The sequence below is a fragment of the Rhizobium sp. OAE497 genome (assembly GCF_040546565.1).
In the GTDB taxonomy this organism is placed as follows: Bacteria; Pseudomonadota; Alphaproteobacteria; order Rhizobiales; family Rhizobiaceae; genus Rhizobium.
On sequence record NZ_JBEPOA010000002.1, the window covers coordinates 1,164,944 to 1,181,975 of the forward strand.

19 protein-coding genes and 1 pseudogene are annotated in these 17,032 nt (G+C 61.5%); 4 read left to right on the forward strand and 16 right to left on the reverse strand.

All coding sequences use genetic code 11. The annotated features are described in order from the left end of the window. Positions 1 to 12 precede the first annotated feature (12 nt). Complete coding sequence (locus ABIE40_RS24985) at positions 13 to 822, reverse strand: glycosyltransferase family 25 protein (RefSeq protein ID WP_199625145.1); 810 nt, start codon at positions 820 to 822, stop codon at positions 13 to 15. Between the two features lie 194 nt (positions 823 to 1,016). Here ABIE40_RS24985 and ABIE40_RS24990 point away from each other — a divergent pair, with 194 nt between their 5' ends. Both ABIE40_RS24990 and ABIE40_RS24995 read left to right on the forward strand, forming a co-directional pair. Then, the gene (locus tag ABIE40_RS24990) at positions 1,017 to 1,376 is read left to right on the forward strand and encodes a PepSY domain-containing protein (protein ID WP_199625147.1); all 360 of its coding nucleotides are present in this window, start codon (positions 1,017 to 1,019) and stop codon (positions 1,374 to 1,376) included. A 66-nt stretch (positions 1,377 to 1,442) separates the two neighbouring features. Then, on the forward strand, positions 1,443 to 1,754 hold the full coding sequence (locus ABIE40_RS24995) for a hypothetical protein (protein ID WP_199625148.1): 312 nt from the start codon (positions 1,443 to 1,445) through the stop codon (positions 1,752 to 1,754). Between the two features lie 70 nt (positions 1,755 to 1,824). Here ABIE40_RS24995 and ABIE40_RS25000 read toward each other — a convergent pair whose 3' ends face one another. Together ABIE40_RS25000 and ABIE40_RS25005 are read right to left on the reverse strand one after the other, a co-directional pair. Continuing rightward, positions 1,825 to 2,046 carry a hypothetical protein gene (locus ABIE40_RS25000; protein WP_199625150.1) on the reverse strand — a complete coding sequence of 74 codons (222 nt, stop codon included), beginning with the start codon at positions 2,044 to 2,046 and terminating at the stop codon, positions 1,825 to 1,827. Further along, entirely contained in the window at positions 2,043 to 2,795 is a 753-nt protein-coding gene (locus ABIE40_RS25005) for a COG4280 domain-containing protein (protein ID WP_199625152.1), read from the reverse strand. Before ABIE40_RS25005 ends, ABIE40_RS25000 begins: the two co-directional genes overlap by 4 nt. 24 nt (positions 2,796 to 2,819) lie before the next feature. On the opposite strand from ABIE40_RS25005, the gene ABIE40_RS25010 reads away from it, so the two are divergent. Beyond that, positions 2,820 to 2,999, forward strand: coding sequence for a hypothetical protein (locus tag ABIE40_RS25010; protein WP_199625153.1), 180 nt, complete (start codon positions 2,820 to 2,822; stop codon positions 2,997 to 2,999). A gap of 10 nt (positions 3,000 to 3,009) precedes the next feature. Here the strand turns inward: ABIE40_RS25010 and ABIE40_RS25015 are convergent, their stop codons facing one another. The 7 genes from ABIE40_RS25015 to ABIE40_RS25045 all read right to left on the reverse strand — a co-directional run bounded on the left by ABIE40_RS25015 (position 3,010) and on the right by ABIE40_RS25045 (position 9,646). Then, positions 3,010 to 4,005 (reverse strand): Gfo/Idh/MocA family protein, encoded by a 996-nt coding sequence (locus ABIE40_RS25015; RefSeq protein ID WP_199625154.1) that lies wholly within the window; start codon positions 4,003 to 4,005, stop codon positions 3,010 to 3,012. Then, the gene (locus tag ABIE40_RS25020; protein ID WP_199625155.1) at positions 4,002 to 4,883 is read right to left on the reverse strand and encodes a sugar phosphate isomerase/epimerase family protein; all 882 of its coding nucleotides are present in this window, start codon (positions 4,881 to 4,883) and stop codon (positions 4,002 to 4,004) included. The genes ABIE40_RS25015 and ABIE40_RS25020 overlap by 4 nt, the downstream gene beginning before the upstream one ends. A gap of 61 nt (positions 4,884 to 4,944) precedes the next feature. Continuing rightward, entirely contained in the window at positions 4,945 to 5,778 is an 834-nt protein-coding gene (locus tag ABIE40_RS25025; RefSeq protein ID WP_199625156.1) for a carbohydrate ABC transporter permease, read from the reverse strand. After that, the gene (locus tag ABIE40_RS25030) at positions 5,775 to 6,698 is read right to left on the reverse strand and encodes a carbohydrate ABC transporter permease (protein WP_199625157.1); all 924 of its coding nucleotides are present in this window, start codon (positions 6,696 to 6,698) and stop codon (positions 5,775 to 5,777) included. Before ABIE40_RS25030 ends, ABIE40_RS25025 begins: the two co-directional genes overlap by 4 nt. Before the next feature lie 64 nt (positions 6,699 to 6,762). Continuing rightward, positions 6,763 to 7,965 carry an ABC transporter substrate-binding protein gene (locus ABIE40_RS25035; protein WP_199625159.1) on the reverse strand — a complete coding sequence of 401 codons (1,203 nt, stop codon included), beginning with the start codon at positions 7,963 to 7,965 and terminating at the stop codon, positions 6,763 to 6,765. 23 nt (positions 7,966 to 7,988) lie between these two features. Then, positions 7,989 to 8,972: an alpha/beta hydrolase gene (locus ABIE40_RS25040; protein WP_199625160.1), complete on the reverse strand. Its 984-nt coding sequence runs from the start codon at positions 8,970 to 8,972 to the stop codon at positions 7,989 to 7,991. Then, positions 8,969 to 9,646: a GntR family transcriptional regulator gene (locus ABIE40_RS25045; RefSeq protein ID WP_112717847.1), complete on the reverse strand. Its 678-nt coding sequence runs from the start codon at positions 9,644 to 9,646 to the stop codon at positions 8,969 to 8,971. Before ABIE40_RS25045 ends, ABIE40_RS25040 begins: the two co-directional genes overlap by 4 nt. Before the next feature lie 98 nt (positions 9,647 to 9,744). Between ABIE40_RS25045 and ABIE40_RS25050 the strand changes: the two genes are divergently transcribed. Then, entirely contained in the window at positions 9,745 to 10,818 is a 1,074-nt protein-coding gene (locus tag ABIE40_RS25050; protein ID WP_354541141.1) for an ABC transporter ATP-binding protein, read from the forward strand. Positions 10,819 to 10,943: 125 nt separating this feature from the next. On the opposite strand, the gene ABIE40_RS25055 is transcribed toward ABIE40_RS25050, so the two are convergent. From ABIE40_RS25055 to ABIE40_RS25080, 6 genes and pseudogenes are all read right to left on the reverse strand, one after another. Beyond that, a complete protein-coding gene (locus ABIE40_RS25055) occupies positions 10,944 to 11,831 on the reverse strand; it encodes an intradiol ring-cleavage dioxygenase (RefSeq protein ID WP_199625164.1) in 888 nt (295 codons plus the stop codon). A 7-nt stretch (positions 11,832 to 11,838) separates the two neighbouring features. Beyond that, on the reverse strand, positions 11,839 to 13,593 hold the full coding sequence (locus tag ABIE40_RS25060) for an FAD-dependent oxidoreductase (protein ID WP_199625166.1): 1,755 nt from the start codon (positions 13,591 to 13,593) through the stop codon (positions 11,839 to 11,841). Next, positions 13,586 to 14,699, reverse strand: a pseudogene (locus ABIE40_RS25065) (branched-chain amino acid ABC transporter permease). Before ABIE40_RS25065 ends, ABIE40_RS25060 begins: the two are co-directional and overlap by 8 nt. A gap of 8 nt (positions 14,700 to 14,707) precedes the next feature. After that, positions 14,708 to 15,571, reverse strand: a complete 864-nt coding sequence (locus ABIE40_RS25070) for a branched-chain amino acid ABC transporter permease (protein ID WP_199625167.1) — start codon at positions 15,569 to 15,571, stop codon at positions 14,708 to 14,710. Beyond that, on the reverse strand, positions 15,558 to 16,280 hold the full coding sequence (locus ABIE40_RS25075; RefSeq protein WP_199625168.1) for an ABC transporter ATP-binding protein: 723 nt from the start codon (positions 16,278 to 16,280) through the stop codon (positions 15,558 to 15,560). The genes ABIE40_RS25070 and ABIE40_RS25075 overlap by 14 nt, the downstream gene beginning before the upstream one ends. After that, positions 16,280 to 16,999, reverse strand: a complete 720-nt coding sequence (locus ABIE40_RS25080) for an ABC transporter ATP-binding protein (protein ID WP_199625169.1) — start codon at positions 16,997 to 16,999, stop codon at positions 16,280 to 16,282. Before ABIE40_RS25080 ends, ABIE40_RS25075 begins: the two co-directional genes overlap by 1 nt. Between the last annotated feature and the right edge of the window lie 33 nt (positions 17,000 to 17,032).

The window sequence follows — 17,032 nt, forward strand, 5'->3', positions numbered from 1 at the left end:
AGCGCGGCCCTTTCAGCGTCCCGGCCAAAGATTGCGGAAAAGAAGGCTCGAGCGCGCGATAAAACGCGACACCTCATAAAACGCCCGCCACGGCAAGACGGTCAGGTAGTGGCGAGCGGGCAGCTTGAAGCGCTTGAGACCGTTCTGGATCAGTGAGCCGCGCTCCGCGCTCTGGCGTATCGGCTGCGGATCGACGAACAGGCCCCGCAGGCCAGAAAGATGCTCGAGATCGAAGGCCAGATCATAGGGCAGCCGCATCGGAACGAGTTCGTCGACGATCCATCTCGCCGCCTTGCGATTGATGAGATAGGCACCGGATCCCTTTTCCCTCGTCAAAGACACGGCAAGCCTACGGCAGCGGGTGAGGCGCTGAAGTTTGAACTTCTTTCCTTGATTGACGGTCGACAGCCGGAGGATGTCCCATTTCCGCTGTTCGTCGAGCGCGGCACCGAGCACCTCCACGATATCCTCCTCGAATATCAGGTCGTCCTCGAGGATCAGTGCGTGTCCGGCGTCCGACTGGAGCATTCGCCGCGCACATTCGACGTGGCTGAGAAAGCAGCCGATCTCGTAGGGATTCGGCATGCGCCCGTGACGCAGGCGATATCCCGCCTCGTCGAAACCTGGCACCGGAAACGCAAGGTCGCGGCCGTCGATTGCAGAGACGCGTTCGAACTCCAGTCCCTTGGTGTGGATCCGCGCTTCCATCCGCAGACGCCGCTCCGGCGAGCGATCCAGGTTGATCAGATAGACTGAAAGCCTAGCATTAAGTGTGGCGCTCAGGTCGCCGCGGTCTGCCGTGGCGGCGGTGTGCATGTTCATGGGAAGCCTCGAAGTGCAATGATCAGGCCCGAACGTTGCGCTTCGAATTTCACCGGCTGCTGACCGCAGCCATACGGATTTGTAAGGTCAGGGCACTCGCTCTTACCGATCCGTAAAGTTCGGGACAGGAAACCCCAAACTTAACGTTGCAGCCTCCTCACCGGCCCAATAACGGGCACTAGAAGGAGAAGAAAATGAACCGTTACCGCTCATTCAAGACCGCCATGGCGGCGATGATTACTGCTGGCGCCATCGGGTTTGCCGTCCCGACGCCCGGCCAGGCAGCCGACCAGCAGAACGGCAAGGACGATCGCGCCGAATATTCCAAACTGTCGACGGCGAAGATCAGCCTCTCCCAGGCCATTGATGCTGCGGAAAAGAAGTTCGGCGGTAAGGCCGTCAACGCCGCGCTCGACAACGAGCAGGCGAACGCTGCCTTCGAGGTCGAACTCATGACGGGCAACGGCTCTCAGACCGTTGCAGTCGATGGCATCAGCGGCGCGGCGACCGCGGCGCCCGACCAGCACGACAACGGCGGCGAAGACGTCGAATAACTCCCCTCCTTGCGGCTGCGGGGGCGATGGCACCGTGGCCGCTCATCAGCTTGCCCGGACCCCGCAATGACACTTCCCATGTTTCCGCTACTCCTCGAAATCCACTATCGATGCGCCGATAGCCCCGACAACCAGTGGATCGTTCTGGACGCGGCGTTCGCCGAGGCTGAGTTGGAGCTTCTGCAGACCGGCATCGAACAAGGTTTCATCGCGTGCGATACCAACGCCGATGGTGCCGATGTCGCCGATTACTACCGGCTATCCCTCACCGAGCGGGCCAGAAGGCAATTTGGTCTTCCGAAGCCAGCTGTTCAAACCGGTCTCCTGCGCCAGCTGGCACGTCGTCTCTTTGCGCGATCTGACAAGCTTGGAGGCTGACGCGATTGCCCTTGAGGCGTGCGGCGCTCAACATGCAGAGGCGCCATTCGTCCGACTTGCCTTTCGAGACCTATCGCTTGCCGGCTTTGCGCGCAGCGCGCCAAAGGCTTTCCAACAAGATCAGGATGCAGCCGATCAGGAGCATGACCCCACCTGCTAGAGCCTCGAGATGAGCATACTTGACGGCCGCGGTGACGATGAGGATGAGACCGAGCGCCAAGATGGCAAGGGCGCCGTCGTCGACGAACATGCCGGCGACTTCCTCGAACGCGATCTTGAAAAGGTGCTTCATCGCACAGCCCCTTCGTCCGCGAAGCGATGCTGGCGAAGGCCTTTCACGGCAAGCGAGGAGAAAGCAGCAAGCGCCGCAAAGATAGGGATCAGCGACAGATCGGCACCGGGCCACCGAGCGCCGATGCCCTCTCCGGTCCAGAAAATCCCGAAGGCGCTGAGAAGCAGGCCAACGACAAACTTCAGGCTGTTTTCCGGAACCGACGACAACGGCTTATGGACGAACAGCCCGACGATCAGGACCAGAATACAGGCTGCGGCAGCGCCGATGCTGGCATACCCCATCATTCCCTGCCCTGCTCCGGTGGCGATCACGATGAAGACGACCTCGATGCCTTCAAGCAGGACAGCCTTGAAGGCGGCAATACCTGCTAGCAGATTGGCTCGCTGGTCGGCCGAGTGCCGGCGAAGGCTCTCGCTCTCCTTTGCGAAGGCCTTTTCCTCGTCATGAAGCGCAATGTAGCCGGAGGCTCGAAGAATAGCTTTGCGGAGCCAGCGCAGGCCGAAAAGGATCAGAAGCGTGCCAATGGCAAACTGCAGCGCTTCGATCGGGATGAGACCAAGCAGCGGCCCGAGAGTTATCGTCAAAAGGCCGAGGACGACAAGGGCAGCACCGGTCCCGATGAACGCCGGCTTCCAGCTCTGCGTCACACCGACGGCAAGAATGATCGTGAATGCTTCGACCACCTCGACCAGCGAGCCGAGGAATGCAGCACTGATCGTTGAGGCAATGCTTGTGACGGATGTCATTTCGACTCGTGCCCTAGAGTAATCTTGAAGACCGGCGTCTGCACTTCGACGCTGGCGATGCGCGCCACAGCGCACCTATTCACGAAGGCTGACGATCACCTGAACGCGCTCGCAATGATCGCCGCGACGGGCGCTGTTTGTCTCCAGCCGATCAGCTTGATCCCTCAGCAAACGCCGACGCCGGCAAACTCGATCCTCCTTTGAGGGCCTGAACTCACAAATCGAGCTCTCTGCGCAGCGTCTCCAGCCGCTCCATCGCGATCACACCGTCCGCAATGCTTGGCGCCGGAGTTGACGCACCGGCGAGTGCAGGAACGACGTCGGCCAGCAGTGAGTGGTAGCCTTTCGGGTCCTCGTTGGCGGCGGCCGTAAAATTCGGCTTCCACGTCAGAGTGTCGCTATCGTCCTTGAGCGTCGCAGCCAGATCGTCGATCTTGAATGGAGGATTCCTGTGCCATTTGATCTCGATCACGTCGTCGACTTCGATGCGCTGGTGATCGCTCATCAGCTCGATACGCTCCACCGGCGTTCCGCGGGACTGAATGGTTCCCATCGCGATGTTGCCGATCGCGCCGCATTCGAATTCGAACCCGACATGGAAGAGTACGCGGCCGGGCGTCTTCTCGACCTTGCGGGCCGAGATCGTCCGTACGGGCGACACGAGGAATGAGACGAGGTCCATATAGTGGACGCAGTGGTGCAGGAAGAAGCCAGTGTAATCGACGTTTCCGGCGAAGTATCCGGGCGCCGTCATGTAATAGCCGGTCAGTCCCATCACCTCGCCGAAACGGCCGGACCTCACGATGTTCGCGGCCATCCGGTTGCCGATCGAGTATCGCTTCATGAACCCCAGCAGCAGCGGCTTCTTCGCCTTCTCGGAGGCGGCCAGCAGTTCGCGTGCACCTGCGGCACTTCCGGATGGCGGCTTTTCCATGAAGACGGGCAGGCCCCTCTCAAGTGCCGCCTTGCCGAAGGCCAGATGCTGGTCCGGGCCGACCGCCATGCCGATGGCGTCGAGGCCAGGCGTGCGCAGCAGATCTTCGACGTCGGTCACGAGATTGGTGACACCGAACTGGCGGCCAGCGCTCTTCAGGCGCGCGCCGTCGATATCGCACAGTCCGACCAGCTGGACGTCATGACGGACGAGCTGCGGGAGAAGCATTTGGGTTGCGTGGATGCCGCAACCGATCCAACCGATTTTCATAGTCATCGACGATATTCCGTAAGCAGGAGGTGGGATTTCATGAAGGCGCTCGATGCCGAGAGGCGATCGCTCTCGTCCTCGTGCGGCGCGCGCCACTGGGCAAAGGGCACGCCGAAGCGGTCGTCGGTGCGCCGGAAAGGCTCGAGCGATATCGGGCCGGTATAGCCAACCGCGTGCAGCGCCCGGCAGACTTCGACCCAGTCGGTCATGCCGGTGCCGGGGAAGCCGCGATGATTTTCGTTCGCCTGGAAATGCACGATGCGATCGCCACCGAGCCGGATAGCCTCGGCCAGAGAGCTCTCCTCCATGTGCATGTGGAACGTGTCCAGCATAAGCTTCACGGCAGGATGATCGACAGCGTCGAGCAGTTCCATCGCCTGCTGCGTCGTGCAAAGGACGTCGCTTTCGAACCGGTTGAGCGGCTCGACCGCCAGGGTAACGCCGGCATTCCGGGCATACTCCCCTGCTTCCTTCAAACCTCTGACGCAGCGATCCTTGCGCGCCAGCCGCTCGGTTTCTTCGACAGGCTGCGGCGGCCGGCCGGCAAAGACCAGCGGGTTGCCGGTCAGCGGGCCGCCGACGATCTTGGCTCCCAGCCCCGCGGCGCAATCGACCGTGTACTTGAGATATTCGACACCGGACCGATGAGCCTGGATCTCCGCCGATGCGAGATTGCGCTGAAGGTTGACGCGGGCTGCGAGCACCACGCCGAGCCCGGCATCATCAAGAGCCTTGCGTGTCTCCTTGATGTCGAGCTCGCCGACCTCGGGAACGAGAAGCTCAACGAAATCAAACCCGTGTTCCCGCATCTTCGTAAACAGCGGAAAGTGCTCGGCTGTAAAGGGCCGCGCATATTGCATCGAAATCAACCCGATCGGGTTCATCTGCCATTCCTTTTTAAGAGCGAGGTTCGAACTGCCGAACCCGATTGAAAATCGATAGACGTCAGCCTTTGACCGCCCCCTGGGTCAGCCCGCCGATGAGGCGCCGTTGCACGAGAAGGAAGAGGATGGTCGCCGGCATGGCGCCGACGACGGCACCCGCCGCGAGCAGACCCCATTCGATCTGGTATTCTCCGATCAGGGTCTGGATCGCCACGGTGACGGGGCGCACGTTGCGGCCGCCGAGCGTCAGGGCGTAGAGATATTCGTTCCAGGCGGTGATGAAGATATAGATGCCGGTCGAGATGATCCCCGGCATGGTCAGCGGCAGCACCACCTTCCGCAACGCCGTCAGCCGTGAGGCGCCATCGGTCATCGCCGCTTCGTCGAGGCTCTTCGGGATCGCCCCGATGTAGCTCGTCAGCATCCAGACGGCAAAAGGAATGGCAACGGTCGCGTTGGCGAGGATCAGGCCGAGATGCGTGTCCAATATTCCGAACTTTCTCATCAGCACGAATAGCGGAAGAATGAGGAGCACGATCGGGAACATGTTGATCAGCAGGAACTGGAGCATCAACAGTTTCCGGCCGGGGAAGCGAAAGCGCGAAAAGGCATAGGCCGCGGTGACCGAGACGATCAAGCCGACGACGACGGTCCCGCCGGCGATGATCAGGCTGTCCATCATGTTCTTCAGGAACGACGTCTGCTCGAAAAGCCTGACGTAGTTGTCGGCACTCCATCCGGCCGGCGAAAGCGACACTCCGCTGGCGTTGAGCGCCGCGGTAGGTGTCATGGACGTCAGGATCATCCAGGCGAAGGGTGCCATTGCGAAGATTACCAGCAACGCGACCGGCAGGTCGGTCGTCAGGATACGCCGAAGGGTTCCGGGCTTTTTCACTTCTGCACCTCCCGCATCGTCCGGGCCAGATAGATGGCGACGAACGCCCCGAGGAAAATGGTGAAGGTCACGGCGATCGACGTTCCGTAGCCGAAATCAAGATTCTGGCGCGCCTTGATGAAGGCATAGAGAGGCAGCGTATACGTCGCGTAGCCCGGGCCGCCGCCGGTCATGACGAAGATCACGTCCATCGAATTGGCAACCCAGATCACCCTGAGCAACCCGGCAGTCGCCAGAACCGGCGCGATACCGGGCAAGGTAATGTGCAGGAACTGACGCCAGGGCGACGCGCCGTCGATCGACGCGGCCTCGTATTGGCTTTTCGGAATGCCCTGCAGGCCAGCGAGGATCATCACCGCGAAGAACGGAAATCCCTGCCAGGTCAGAGTGGCGATGATCGCGTAGATCGCAACATTGGGGTCGGCAAGCCACGGAACCGCTGCCTTGACGATCGAGAGATAGATCAGGATGTCGTTGAGAACGCCGGTATTCGGATCGTAGATCCAGCGCCACATGAGCGCGATGACAACACTCGGCAGAGCCCAGGGAATGATGATCAAAGCGCGCGCGAGACCACGCCACGGAAATTCGCGATTGAGCAGCAGCGCCGTCAGCAGGCCGAGCCCCATCTGCAGCGGCACCGTCAGACCGATCCAGATGATCGTGTTCCAGAGCGCCGCCCAGAAGACCGGGTCGCTGAACAGCTTCACATAGTTTGCGAAGCCGACGAACTTGCTGGCATTCGGCCTGAAGAGCACGAGATCGTAGAAGCTCGTCCACACCGCCTGGATCATCGGCATGAAGACGATGACGATCGTGACGAAGACGGCCGGCGCCAGGAGCATGTAGGGAAGGATGCGTTCCGAACGCCATTGAATTCGGCTTCGGCGCATCGGGGTAGAGGTCGTCGATAAAGACATGATCGGCTCCGGGGACGAACTGCGGTGGACGGCCCCGGAGCAAACCGGAGCCGTCGCCCATGGACTACTCGGCAAAAAGCGTCTGCAACTGTTCCATCATCTGCTTTGCAGTGATCTGTCCGGTGAGAGCCTGCTGCGTGTTCGTCTGCCACGCCGTGTTGACGAACTCGGTCACGGCCGACGTCTGCGGCAGCACCTTGGCGAAGGGCAGCGACTGCACCGTCGCATCGACAAAGCGGCGCTCATGCAGTTTCCAGTTCGCCGAACCACTCTTGGTCACGGTCATCTGGCCGGTCGCACTGTTGAACGCGACATTGTTTTCGCCCTCGGCGAGGAAGGAGATCCACTTCCATGCCGCATCCTTCACGGCCGATGACGAGAAGATCGCCAGGGATTCGTCGCCATAGGATGTCCACTGTCCCTTGCCGCACTTCGGCACCGGCACGGCCGATACCTTGTCACCCAGCGCCGCCACGAGATCCTTGGAGGAGCCGATGTGATGGATGGTCATTGCCGTCTTGCCGGATTTGAAAGCCGCGATGATTTCCTGGAAGCCGTCGTTCGGTGCCGAGGGCGGAATGACCTTGTCCTTCTGGAAGAGATCGACGAGCCACTGGTTGGCAGCGATCGCTTCAGGGGTCGTCAGACCGCCCGGCTTCAGCTCGGCGCCCTGCGACATGACGAACGAGCCCCACTGGTCCCATCCACCCTTACCGCCACGCAGCCCGAAGCCGTAGGTATCCGGTGCCTTCGTCAGCTTGATCGCGTCGTCCCTGAATTCCTCGCAGGTGGTCGGCGGCTTCAGGCCTGCGGCCTGAAAGAGGTCCGTGCGATAATAGAGATAGAGAACGACATACTGGATCGGCAGGTAATACTGCTGGCCGTCAGGTCCCTTGTTCAGCTCGAGCAGGTTGTCGAGCAGATCGGCCTTGCCCTTCCAGGCGTCGATCCGATCGCCGAGCGGCTCCAGCGCGCCCATCTCGACGAGCCGCGGCTGTGCGAACAGCTTCACCATCGCGGCGTCAGGCGCGTTGCCGCCCACGATCGAGGTGTAGAGATTGTCGTAATAGCTGTTCCACGGAACGTTTTCCGCTTCGATCTTGATATCAGGGTTTGCCGTTTCGAACTTCTTCACCAGGTCCGACATCGGGTTGGCGGGATTGTCGAAATGGTACCAGAAGCGGACGGTCTCCGCCGCCATGGCGTGACTAAAGGCGGCCGAAGCTGCCAGGGCGGCGCCGAGCGCCAAAGTCTTCAGAATTTTCATGCCTTCCTCCTCCTATTTTAACACTATTGGCGGCCGGTCAGCCGCCTTGCTGCATTGCCCGCCGCATGAAGCGCCTCCCGCGCCGCGGCCAGTTCACGAGTGTTCTGCAAGAACCCGTGCATGACGCCCGGGACGATTTGCAGTTCGTCGTCACGGCCGAGCGCCCGAAGGCGCCGGCCAAGCTCAAGTGTGTCGGAGAGCAGCGGATCGACGGCCGCCGCCATGAGATAAAGCGGAGGCAACGACGCCAAGGCGGCATCGTCAGCCATCAGCGGGCAAGCCAGGGGATTGCCGTCAATCGCCTGCTCGCCGGCATAAAAGCTCCAGTAGCGCTGCATTTTCGGCCGCGTCAGGCCTGGACCATTCTCGAACCGGATATAGGACGGGGTCTCGAACGATCGGGCGTAATTTCCATAGAACAACAGGGCGCCATCGGCCTTGGCTCCGCCGGCTGCCTGCTCGTGAAGCATCGCGGCCAATGCGAGGTTCGCCCCGGCCGAGTCACCCGAGATCAGAACTGGCCCGCTCCTGACGCCAGCCTCCTTCGTCGCGGCAAAGACGCTTCGCAGCGCCGAGACGACGTCCTTGAGCCCGGCAGGAAACGGATCTTCCGGCGCCAGCCGGTAATCCGGCAGAACCACAGGCATACCACTCTCGACAGCGAGCACCCGTGCACAACGTTCGTGCGTTTCGGGTGAACAGAAAGCGAAGCCGCCACCGTGGATGAAAAGAATGACACCGGGGCGAGCGCCTTGCGGCACCAGCACCTTGAGACGGGTCCGCGCCGCGCCCATGGCCGCGTCTTCGTCCACCCAGACATCGCCAGCGAAATCCATTGCCGGCATCTCGGTGTTGCATCGCGCGTTGGCGGCGAGCGATTGAGCGCGCCCTTCCGCAGGCGGCAGCGTCGTCGGATCTGGCAGAGCACCGAGTTCCAGGTAAACCGCCTCTATCAAGGCGATCGATTCCTCGGACAGTTCTCCCGACATATCCACGGACGCGCTCACTGCGTCGCCTCCGGAAACACCTCGGGACCAAGATCGACAATCGTCGCGATGTGATGCTGCATCGCCTTGGTGGCGCGAAGCGCATCGCCGCTTTCGATGCAGTCGATGATGCTGCGATGGCGCCCTGCCGTTGCCTCAAGGTCCCGGGCTGCCGGGCTGCGGGATATCTTGAAGCGGTGATTGTGAACGAGGCAGCGATGCAAGATCGGGTCGAGGGCCGGAAGGTTTGCATCTTCGAAAATACGGCGATGGAAATCCCTATCGAAGGCGGCAAGCTCCAGTTCATCACCGGCCTTTGCGGCCGACATCATCTTGTCGAACAGCTCGTTCAGATCCCGGATCAACGTCCGGCTCGGCGCCCGCATCACGCGCGCCATGCCGTTTCCTTCGATCTGCTGTCGAAGGCGAAACATTTCGATCGCCTCGTCTTCGGTGCATTCCGAGACCTGCGTGCCCCGCCGCCCCTTTCGCAACACGAGACCTTCTTCCTGAAGCTGCAGCAGCGCTTCGCGAACGGTGCCCTGGCTGCATTGGAAGTGCGCGGCCAGATCCAGTTCGGTGAGCCCTGTGCCGGGCTCCAGCACACCGAGCATGATGTCGCGCTTCAGAGCATCGAAGGCCGCCCCCGCCTTTGCGGGCCTGCTCGCTGTCTGCCTGGGAGGAAAATATGCCATGTGCCGGTCCGAACGGTTGCCAATCCAATCAACTATCATTATCGATATTGATCTCGATAATGAGCGTCAAGTCAGAAATTTCGATCTGGGAGGAACATGTGGCCGGAATCGAACTGAAAAGAATCCAGAAGTCGTACGGTTCGCTGAAGGTCATTCACGACATCGACGTGGACATCAGAAGCGGAGAATTCCTTGTGCTGGTCGGGCCATCCGGCTGCGGGAAATCCACGCTGCTGCGGATGATCGCCGGCTTGGAGGAGATATCCGGTGGCGACCTGATCATCGACGGCGCGCGCGTGAACGAGCTGGCGCCGGCCGAGCGCAATATTGCCATGGTGTTCCAGGACTACGCGCTCTATCCGCATATGACAGTCCGCGAAAACATGTCCTTCGGCCTGAAAATGCGGGGCGAGAAGGACGATCAGATATCGGGCCGGGTGGGACAGGCAGCCGATGTGCTGAAGATCGCCGATTATCTCGAGCGGCGTCCCGGCCAGCTCTCCGGAGGACAACGCCAGCGCGTTGCCATGGGCCGGGCGATCGTCAGGGAGCCTGCCGCGTTTTTGTTCGACGAGCCGCTATCCAACCTCGATGCAGCGCTTCGTGTCGAAATGCGGCTCGAAATCGCAAAGCTGCACAACCGCATGAAAGCAACGACCGTCTATGTCACGCATGACCAGGTCGAGGCGATGACACTGGCGGATCGCATCGTCGTCATGAACGGCGGCGTCGTCGAGCAGATCGGCCGGCCGCTCGATCTCTACCACAAGCCCTCCAGCCTGTTCGTCGCCCGCTTCATCGGCAGCCCGACCATGAATACGATACCTGCGACGCTCACAGCCGACAGCGCCGGCATCCAGATCCTCGGCCGGCATCTGCCGCTTCAGACTCCCATTGCGTCGGGCGCCTCGACCCGGGACATCGTGCTCGGCGTTCGGCCCGAAGATCTCACCCAATGTTCCGCGGATGCCGCTTGGTTCAGCGGCGAGCTTATGGTTGCCGAGCGACTGGGCAGCCAGACTTACGGCTACGTCGAAATTGGCCACTCGAAAATGTTGAGCGTCGAATTTCCGAGAAACAGCGACCTGACTGTCGGCGACACGATGCATTTCCGCTGCACAAGCGGGAACATTCATCTCTTCGATGCGAGCAGCGGCAGGAGATTGTCCTGATCGGATGCGTGAAGGGATGGCAATCAACCCACGGCCGCAGAAAGGTCAACCAGGATCGCCGGAGGCAACTCGCTGGCCAAATGGTTGAAATTTGCGCCAGATGAACAGCCTCAACCACCCAGCCACTAGCTGCCGCTATCTCGCGCCAAGACGAAATCGTGCTCGACATCCCAGAATTTGTCGGCGAATTCGAGAACCCTGGCCCTGCCGGCGTCCTCCTTCAGGCGAAATTCCGCCAGCAGGCTTTCTTTGACCCCGAACACCGCATCCGAGTGGATGTAGGGATCGTCTGGATCGAAGATGTGGGTCGTCAGGGTTTCGAAGCCATCGGCCTTGATGATGTAGTGCAGATGCGCCGGACGGTAGGGATGGCGGCCGAGTTGAGCGAGCAGCTGCCCCACGGGTCCGTCATCCGGAATCGGGTAGAATTTCGGCTTAACGGCGCGGAACCAGTAATGACCGTCAGCGCCCGTGCGGAAGATGCCCCGGAGATTGAAGTCCGGCTGGATGCCCTTCTGCTGGACGTCGTAGAAACCCTCGTCATTCGCCTGCCAGACGTCGATCACGGCATTCTCGATCGGCTTTCCGTCGGTGTCGAGGATACGGCCGCTGATGACCATGTCCTCGCCCTTCTGATCGAGGCAGATATTGGCGCCCATCGGTAGTTCCGGTGCGTCAGCGACATGGAAAGGCCCGAGCACGGTGCTTTCCGAAGCGCCTGAAGGCTTGCGGTTGTTGATGGCGTCCACCAGCATCGAAACGCCGAGCACGTCCGACAGCAGGATGAACTCCTGGCGCCAGTCGGTGCAGGTGTGGCCAGTGCGGGTGAGGAACATGATCGCCTCCATCCACTCGTCCTGCGTCGGCTCCAGTTCCTTGACCGCCTCGTGCAGCTTGCGCGTCACGACCTCCATCACCTGCTTCAGCCGCTCGCACTTGGCGTTGACGTTCCGGCTGGTGACCACCTCGACCGAGCTTGCCTCGGTGAAATATCCCTTTTCGTCGCTGCTCATTTCTGCCTCACCGGTCCAGAACGGTCTTGAGAACGCGGCGCAATTCGCCTTCGGCATCGGGTACCGCTGCCTCGGCGCGCCACGCGACATGGTGATCCGGACGCACCAAGAGAGCGCCGGAGTCCCGGATTTCACGTGCTCGCGCCCAATCGCCGGTCAGATCTTGCCAGACCTGCCGCGGTCCGATCTTGTGTACGTTGATCTGGATACCGAATTCCTTGGCAACGGCCTTTGCCGCAGCCTGCCATCCGTCCCCGCCGATGCCGGTCAGGATGGTAAACACCCCATGCCCCGTCAGGTCGAGGCTCGATATCTTCTCGCCGTTCTGGCCGAACAGCCAGACATGCGGCAGGCGGGCGCCCGGCCAGGATGTCGGCTGGAAATGAAGCTCGGCGTCCTTCTCGAATTTCGGTTCGGGCTGATCGTCCTTGACGACGGCATTCGAGGCATAGCGGTGGTTCATTTCGACGCCATGCGCATCAAATTCATAAACCTTGGAGGCGATCGCTTCGCGGATGGCGGCGCGCTGGCGCTCGGCGTCGTCAGTGTCGTTGCAGCGTGCGTCCATATTCTGCTGCATCTTGACCGGATCGACGGAATCCAGAAGGCCGAGGGATTTGAAGATCGGGCCGAATTCCTCGATCGACTTGTTGGCGCGCGTAACGATCTGCTTGGCAACAGGCGCCCGCTCGGCCTGATAGCTGTCGAGCAGACCTGCTCCCGCCTGCCCCTTGAGCACCATCGCAAGCTTCCAGGCGAGGTTGAAACCGTCCTGGATCGAGGTGTTGGACCCGAGCCCGTTCGACGGCGGATGGCGGTGCACGGCATCGCCCATGCAGAAGACCCTGCCCTTCGACAGCGTCGTCGCGTACATGTTGTTGACCGTCCAGGTCGAGACCGATTTGATCTTCGGGGCGAGATCGGGAACGCCGACGAGTTCGCGCACCACCTTGGTTGCGAATGCGTCATCGACCTGTGGCGCCGGCTGGTTGATGTCGTAGCCCCAGACGATCAGCCATTCGTTCCAGGGACGAACCATGCGCACGAGGCCCATGCCGATGCCGCCGACATCGGCGCCTGGCTGCAGCACCCAGTAGAGAACCGACGGACGATGCGCGACATAACGCGAAAGGTCGGCCTCGAAGAGGATGTTCATCGAACCGGCAACACCCATCTTGCCCTCGAAGGTCAAGCCAGCATGCTCCGCAACCTTGGAATTGCCGCCATCGGCGCCGATCAGAAACTTGGAACGGATCGTCAGTTCCTTGCCGGTCAGGCGGTCGAGGCAGGTGGTCGTCACGCCCTCCCCGTCCTGAACATGGCTCAGATATTCCGTCGACATGCGCGACTGGGCGCCGCGCGAACACGCCGTCTTGAAGAGCAACGGCTCCATATAGGTCTGCGGCAGGTCATTCATGCGCCCCGGCGAGGTCAGGATGTGCTCGGCCTGCGACAGCGGGTGGTTGCCCCAGCTCTGCATGCGGCCGATCTCCTCGCCCGCAACCGCCGTACAGAAGACGTTCTGGCCCATCAGCTCCTGCTCGGTCGCAAAGAGATAGGCCTCGTCCTCCACGTCACGGCCGAGATCGCGCAGGACCTCCATTGTCCGTTGGTTGGTGATATGCGCGCGCGGCGTGGTCGCCAGCCAGCGATAGCGGTTGATGACCAGGGGCTCGACACCGTAGGTCGCAAGCAGAGCCGCCGTTGCAGAACCCGCAGGTCCGGTTCCGATGATCAAGACGTCGGTGGTTATATCAGCCATTCGGCCCTCCCATTGTGTCGAATGATGCAGGTCCGCCCTTCAGCAGGCGGCGGACCGGAAATAGCTCCCAGCCGGTGCGCCGGGAAATGAGCCCCGAGCCCCTGGGGCGCAAAAAGCATGGTGACGATCGCCAATGCTCCGAGCGCCAGCAGATACCAGGAGCCGTAGCTCGAGAAGGCATTCTGCAGTGCAAAGAAGACGACAACGCCGAGAAGCGGCCCCTCGATCGTACCGATGCCGCCGATCACGACGATGAAGACGACGTAGGCGGTCCAGTCGGTCAGCGAGAAGGCCGCGTCCGGAGATATCCGTGCTTTCTGAAGATAGATCAGAGCGCCGACCATGCCTGTGACGAATGCGGTCAGCAGATAGATCGCCGACTTCAACCTGAGCGCATCGACGCCGAGTGCACGGGCAGCGGTTTCGTTGTCGCGGACGGCGGCAAGGCCAAGCCCGTGCTTGCTGCGCAACAGCTTGTAGATCAGCGTGATGGTGGCGACGGCGAGCGCCAGTGCCAGCCAATAGGCGAGCGCATCTGCGGCCGCGGCGGGCCGCATGCCGAACCAGTCGCCGAGGGCGGAAAGTCCCAGCATATCGCGTGTGGCATCGCGCGGCAGCGATGTGCCGGTTCCACCCCCAAGCGCCTTCCACTGCGCAAGCAGCAACCGCCCGACTTCGGCAATCACCCAGGTGCCGATCGCAAAATAGGGACCGTAGAGGCGGAAGGAGAAGAAGGCGGTCGGAATGGCAACCAGTGCTGCCAGCAGGCCGGCAAGCGGGATGGCGATCAGGGGATCGACACCCGCCAGGATGACTAGGCCGAACAGCGCGTAGGCGCCGCATCCGACGAAGAGCTGTTGCCCGACCGAAATGAGACCCGCATAGCCGGCCAGCAAATTCCAGCTCTGCGCCAGCGTCAGCATCGTCAGGATGAAGAAGAGGTCCTGGACAACACCGCGCGATACGGCAAAAGGCGCAGCCGCCATCAGCACGACCACGGCGATGGCTGCGATGGAAAAGAGGCCAGACAGCTTCGTCCGCGTCTCGATCCTCCATGCGCCCTTTGCGTTGATGTCATCTGTCATCGTGTTGAAACCTGTCGTCATGACGCGCCTCAATCCACTGCTCTCGGGAAAAGGCCGCGTGGCCGGAAGAGAAGCACGAGAAGGAAGGCGATATGCCCGGAAAGGATCTGCCATTCGGGATTGATCGAAGCGCCGACCGTCTGCGCCACGCCGAGGATGACGCCGCCCGCCAGCGTTCCCCAGAGCGATCCGAGACCGCCGATGATCACCGCTTCGAAGGCGTAGATGAGCCGGGACGGGCCGGAGGTCGGGTCGAAATTGGCGCGCGTCCCGAGATAGAGCGCAGCGACGGTGACGATCATCATCGCAAGACCTGTGGCGATCGCGAAGATCGAGTTCGGCCGGATCCCCATCAAGCGGGCGGTGACGACGTCATCGGATGTCGCCCGGAAGGCGCGTCCGAGAGCCGTGCGGTAGATCAGCTGATTGAGCGCCACGATGACGGCGACGGCCGACGCGAAGGTCAGCAGCGGCATGAGGCCGGCGTTTATTCCGGCAAGCTGGATCGACGCGGTCTCGAGCGCGCCGGCCGAAACACGCTTGCTGTCGGCAGTGAATGTTTCCAGAAGCCCGTTCTGGATAACGATCGAGAGACCGAAAGTGACGAGCAGCGGCGGCAGGATATCCTTGCCCAGCGTACGGTTCAGCAGATGATATTGCAGCAGCCAGCCGAGCCCGAACATCAGCGGAGCGGCAATGACCGCCGCCACGAACGGATCGAGCCCCAGCGTCGAGACGATCAGCAGGATCAGAAAGGCGGCCAGCACGATCAGATCGCCATGGGCGAGATTGACGAGGCGCATGATGCCGAAGACCAGGCTGAGGCCGGCGGCAAACAGCGCATAGAGGCCGCCGAGCAGCACGCCTTGCAGGAGCGTATCAAGCCAGCTCATGGGTACCAGCTCCAAAATAGGCGGCGTGGATAGCGGCCCGGTCGAGTTCCGCGGGGCATCCGGTGAGAGTGATACGGCCCTCCATCATGCAGTAGACGCGGTCGGCGACCTTCAGCGCCTGCGCGATATCCTGCTCGACGATGACGATCGCCGCGCCCGATGCGCGGATCTTCGAGAAGGCGCCGTAGATGTCCTTGATGACAACAGGCGCAAGACCGAGGCTGAGTTCGTCGCAAAGCAGCACTTCCGGATTTGACATCAAGGCACGGCCGATCGCCACCATCTGCTGCTGCCCACCGGAAAGCGCAGTTGCCGGATTACGCCTTCTCTCCTTCAGGATCGGGAAAAGCGCATAGATCGTTTCCAGCGACCAGTAGCCGGGCGCTCTTTTGCCATAGCTGCCGATCTGCAGATTTTCTTCAACGCTCAGGGATGGAAACAACTTGCGGCCCTCGGGCACCAAGGCGATCCCGCGGCAGACGACATCGGCGGCATCAAGTGCACCGATCGGCTGCCCGCGATGATGGATCATCGCCGGCGCATTGGAAATCACGCCTGCAATCGAGCGCATCAAAGTCGATTTTCCGGCACCATTGGCGCCGATCACGGCAATGGTCTCGCCCGCCTGGAGTTCGAGATCGACACCGAAGATCGCCTGGAAATCGCCGTAGAAGGCCGTGAGCCCCCGGGTTTCAAGAAGGTTCGCCATCACACCTCCATTCCGAGATAGATCTCGCGCACTTCGCGGGACGCCATAATCGCGTCGGGTTCACCGATGCCGATCACCCGGCCGAAATTGAGGACCAGCAGACGCTCGGCGACTGCCGTCAGCGCGTGCAGAACATGTTCGATCCAGATAATCGTCACGCCGCGGCCATGGACCCGCTTGATCGTTGCGACCAGCTGCTGGCACTCACCGTCGGTCAGGCCACCGGCAATCTCGTCGAGCAATAGAAGCTTCGGCTTGGTGGCAAGCGCCCGGGCAAGCTCAAGACGTTTACGCTCCAGAAGCGTCAGCGACGCCGCAAGCGCGTTGGCTTTTCCGATCAAGCCTGTTTCCACGAGAATATCGGCGCAAAATGCCGCCACGTCGCCCTCGCTGGCCCGCGAGCCGAAGGCGCCAGCGACGAGCAGATTTTCATAGACGGTGAGCCTCTCGAAAGGCTGCGGGATCTGGAAGGTGCGGCCCATGCCCGCAAGGCAACGCTGCATGGGCGGAACGGTTGTCACATCCTTTCCGTCAAAGACGATCGACCCTGAGGCGACCGGAAGGTTGCCGTTGATCAGGTTGAACAGCGTCGATTTCCCGGCGCCGTTCGGCCCGATGACGCCGAGCGCCTCGCCCTCTTTCGCCGAAAATCCGATGTCTTCGGCAACGACGAGCGCGCCGAAGGACTTCGAGACACCTTTGAGTTCCAGTATGGACATGGATCACCTCCACTCGCCCCCACCCGGCAGATC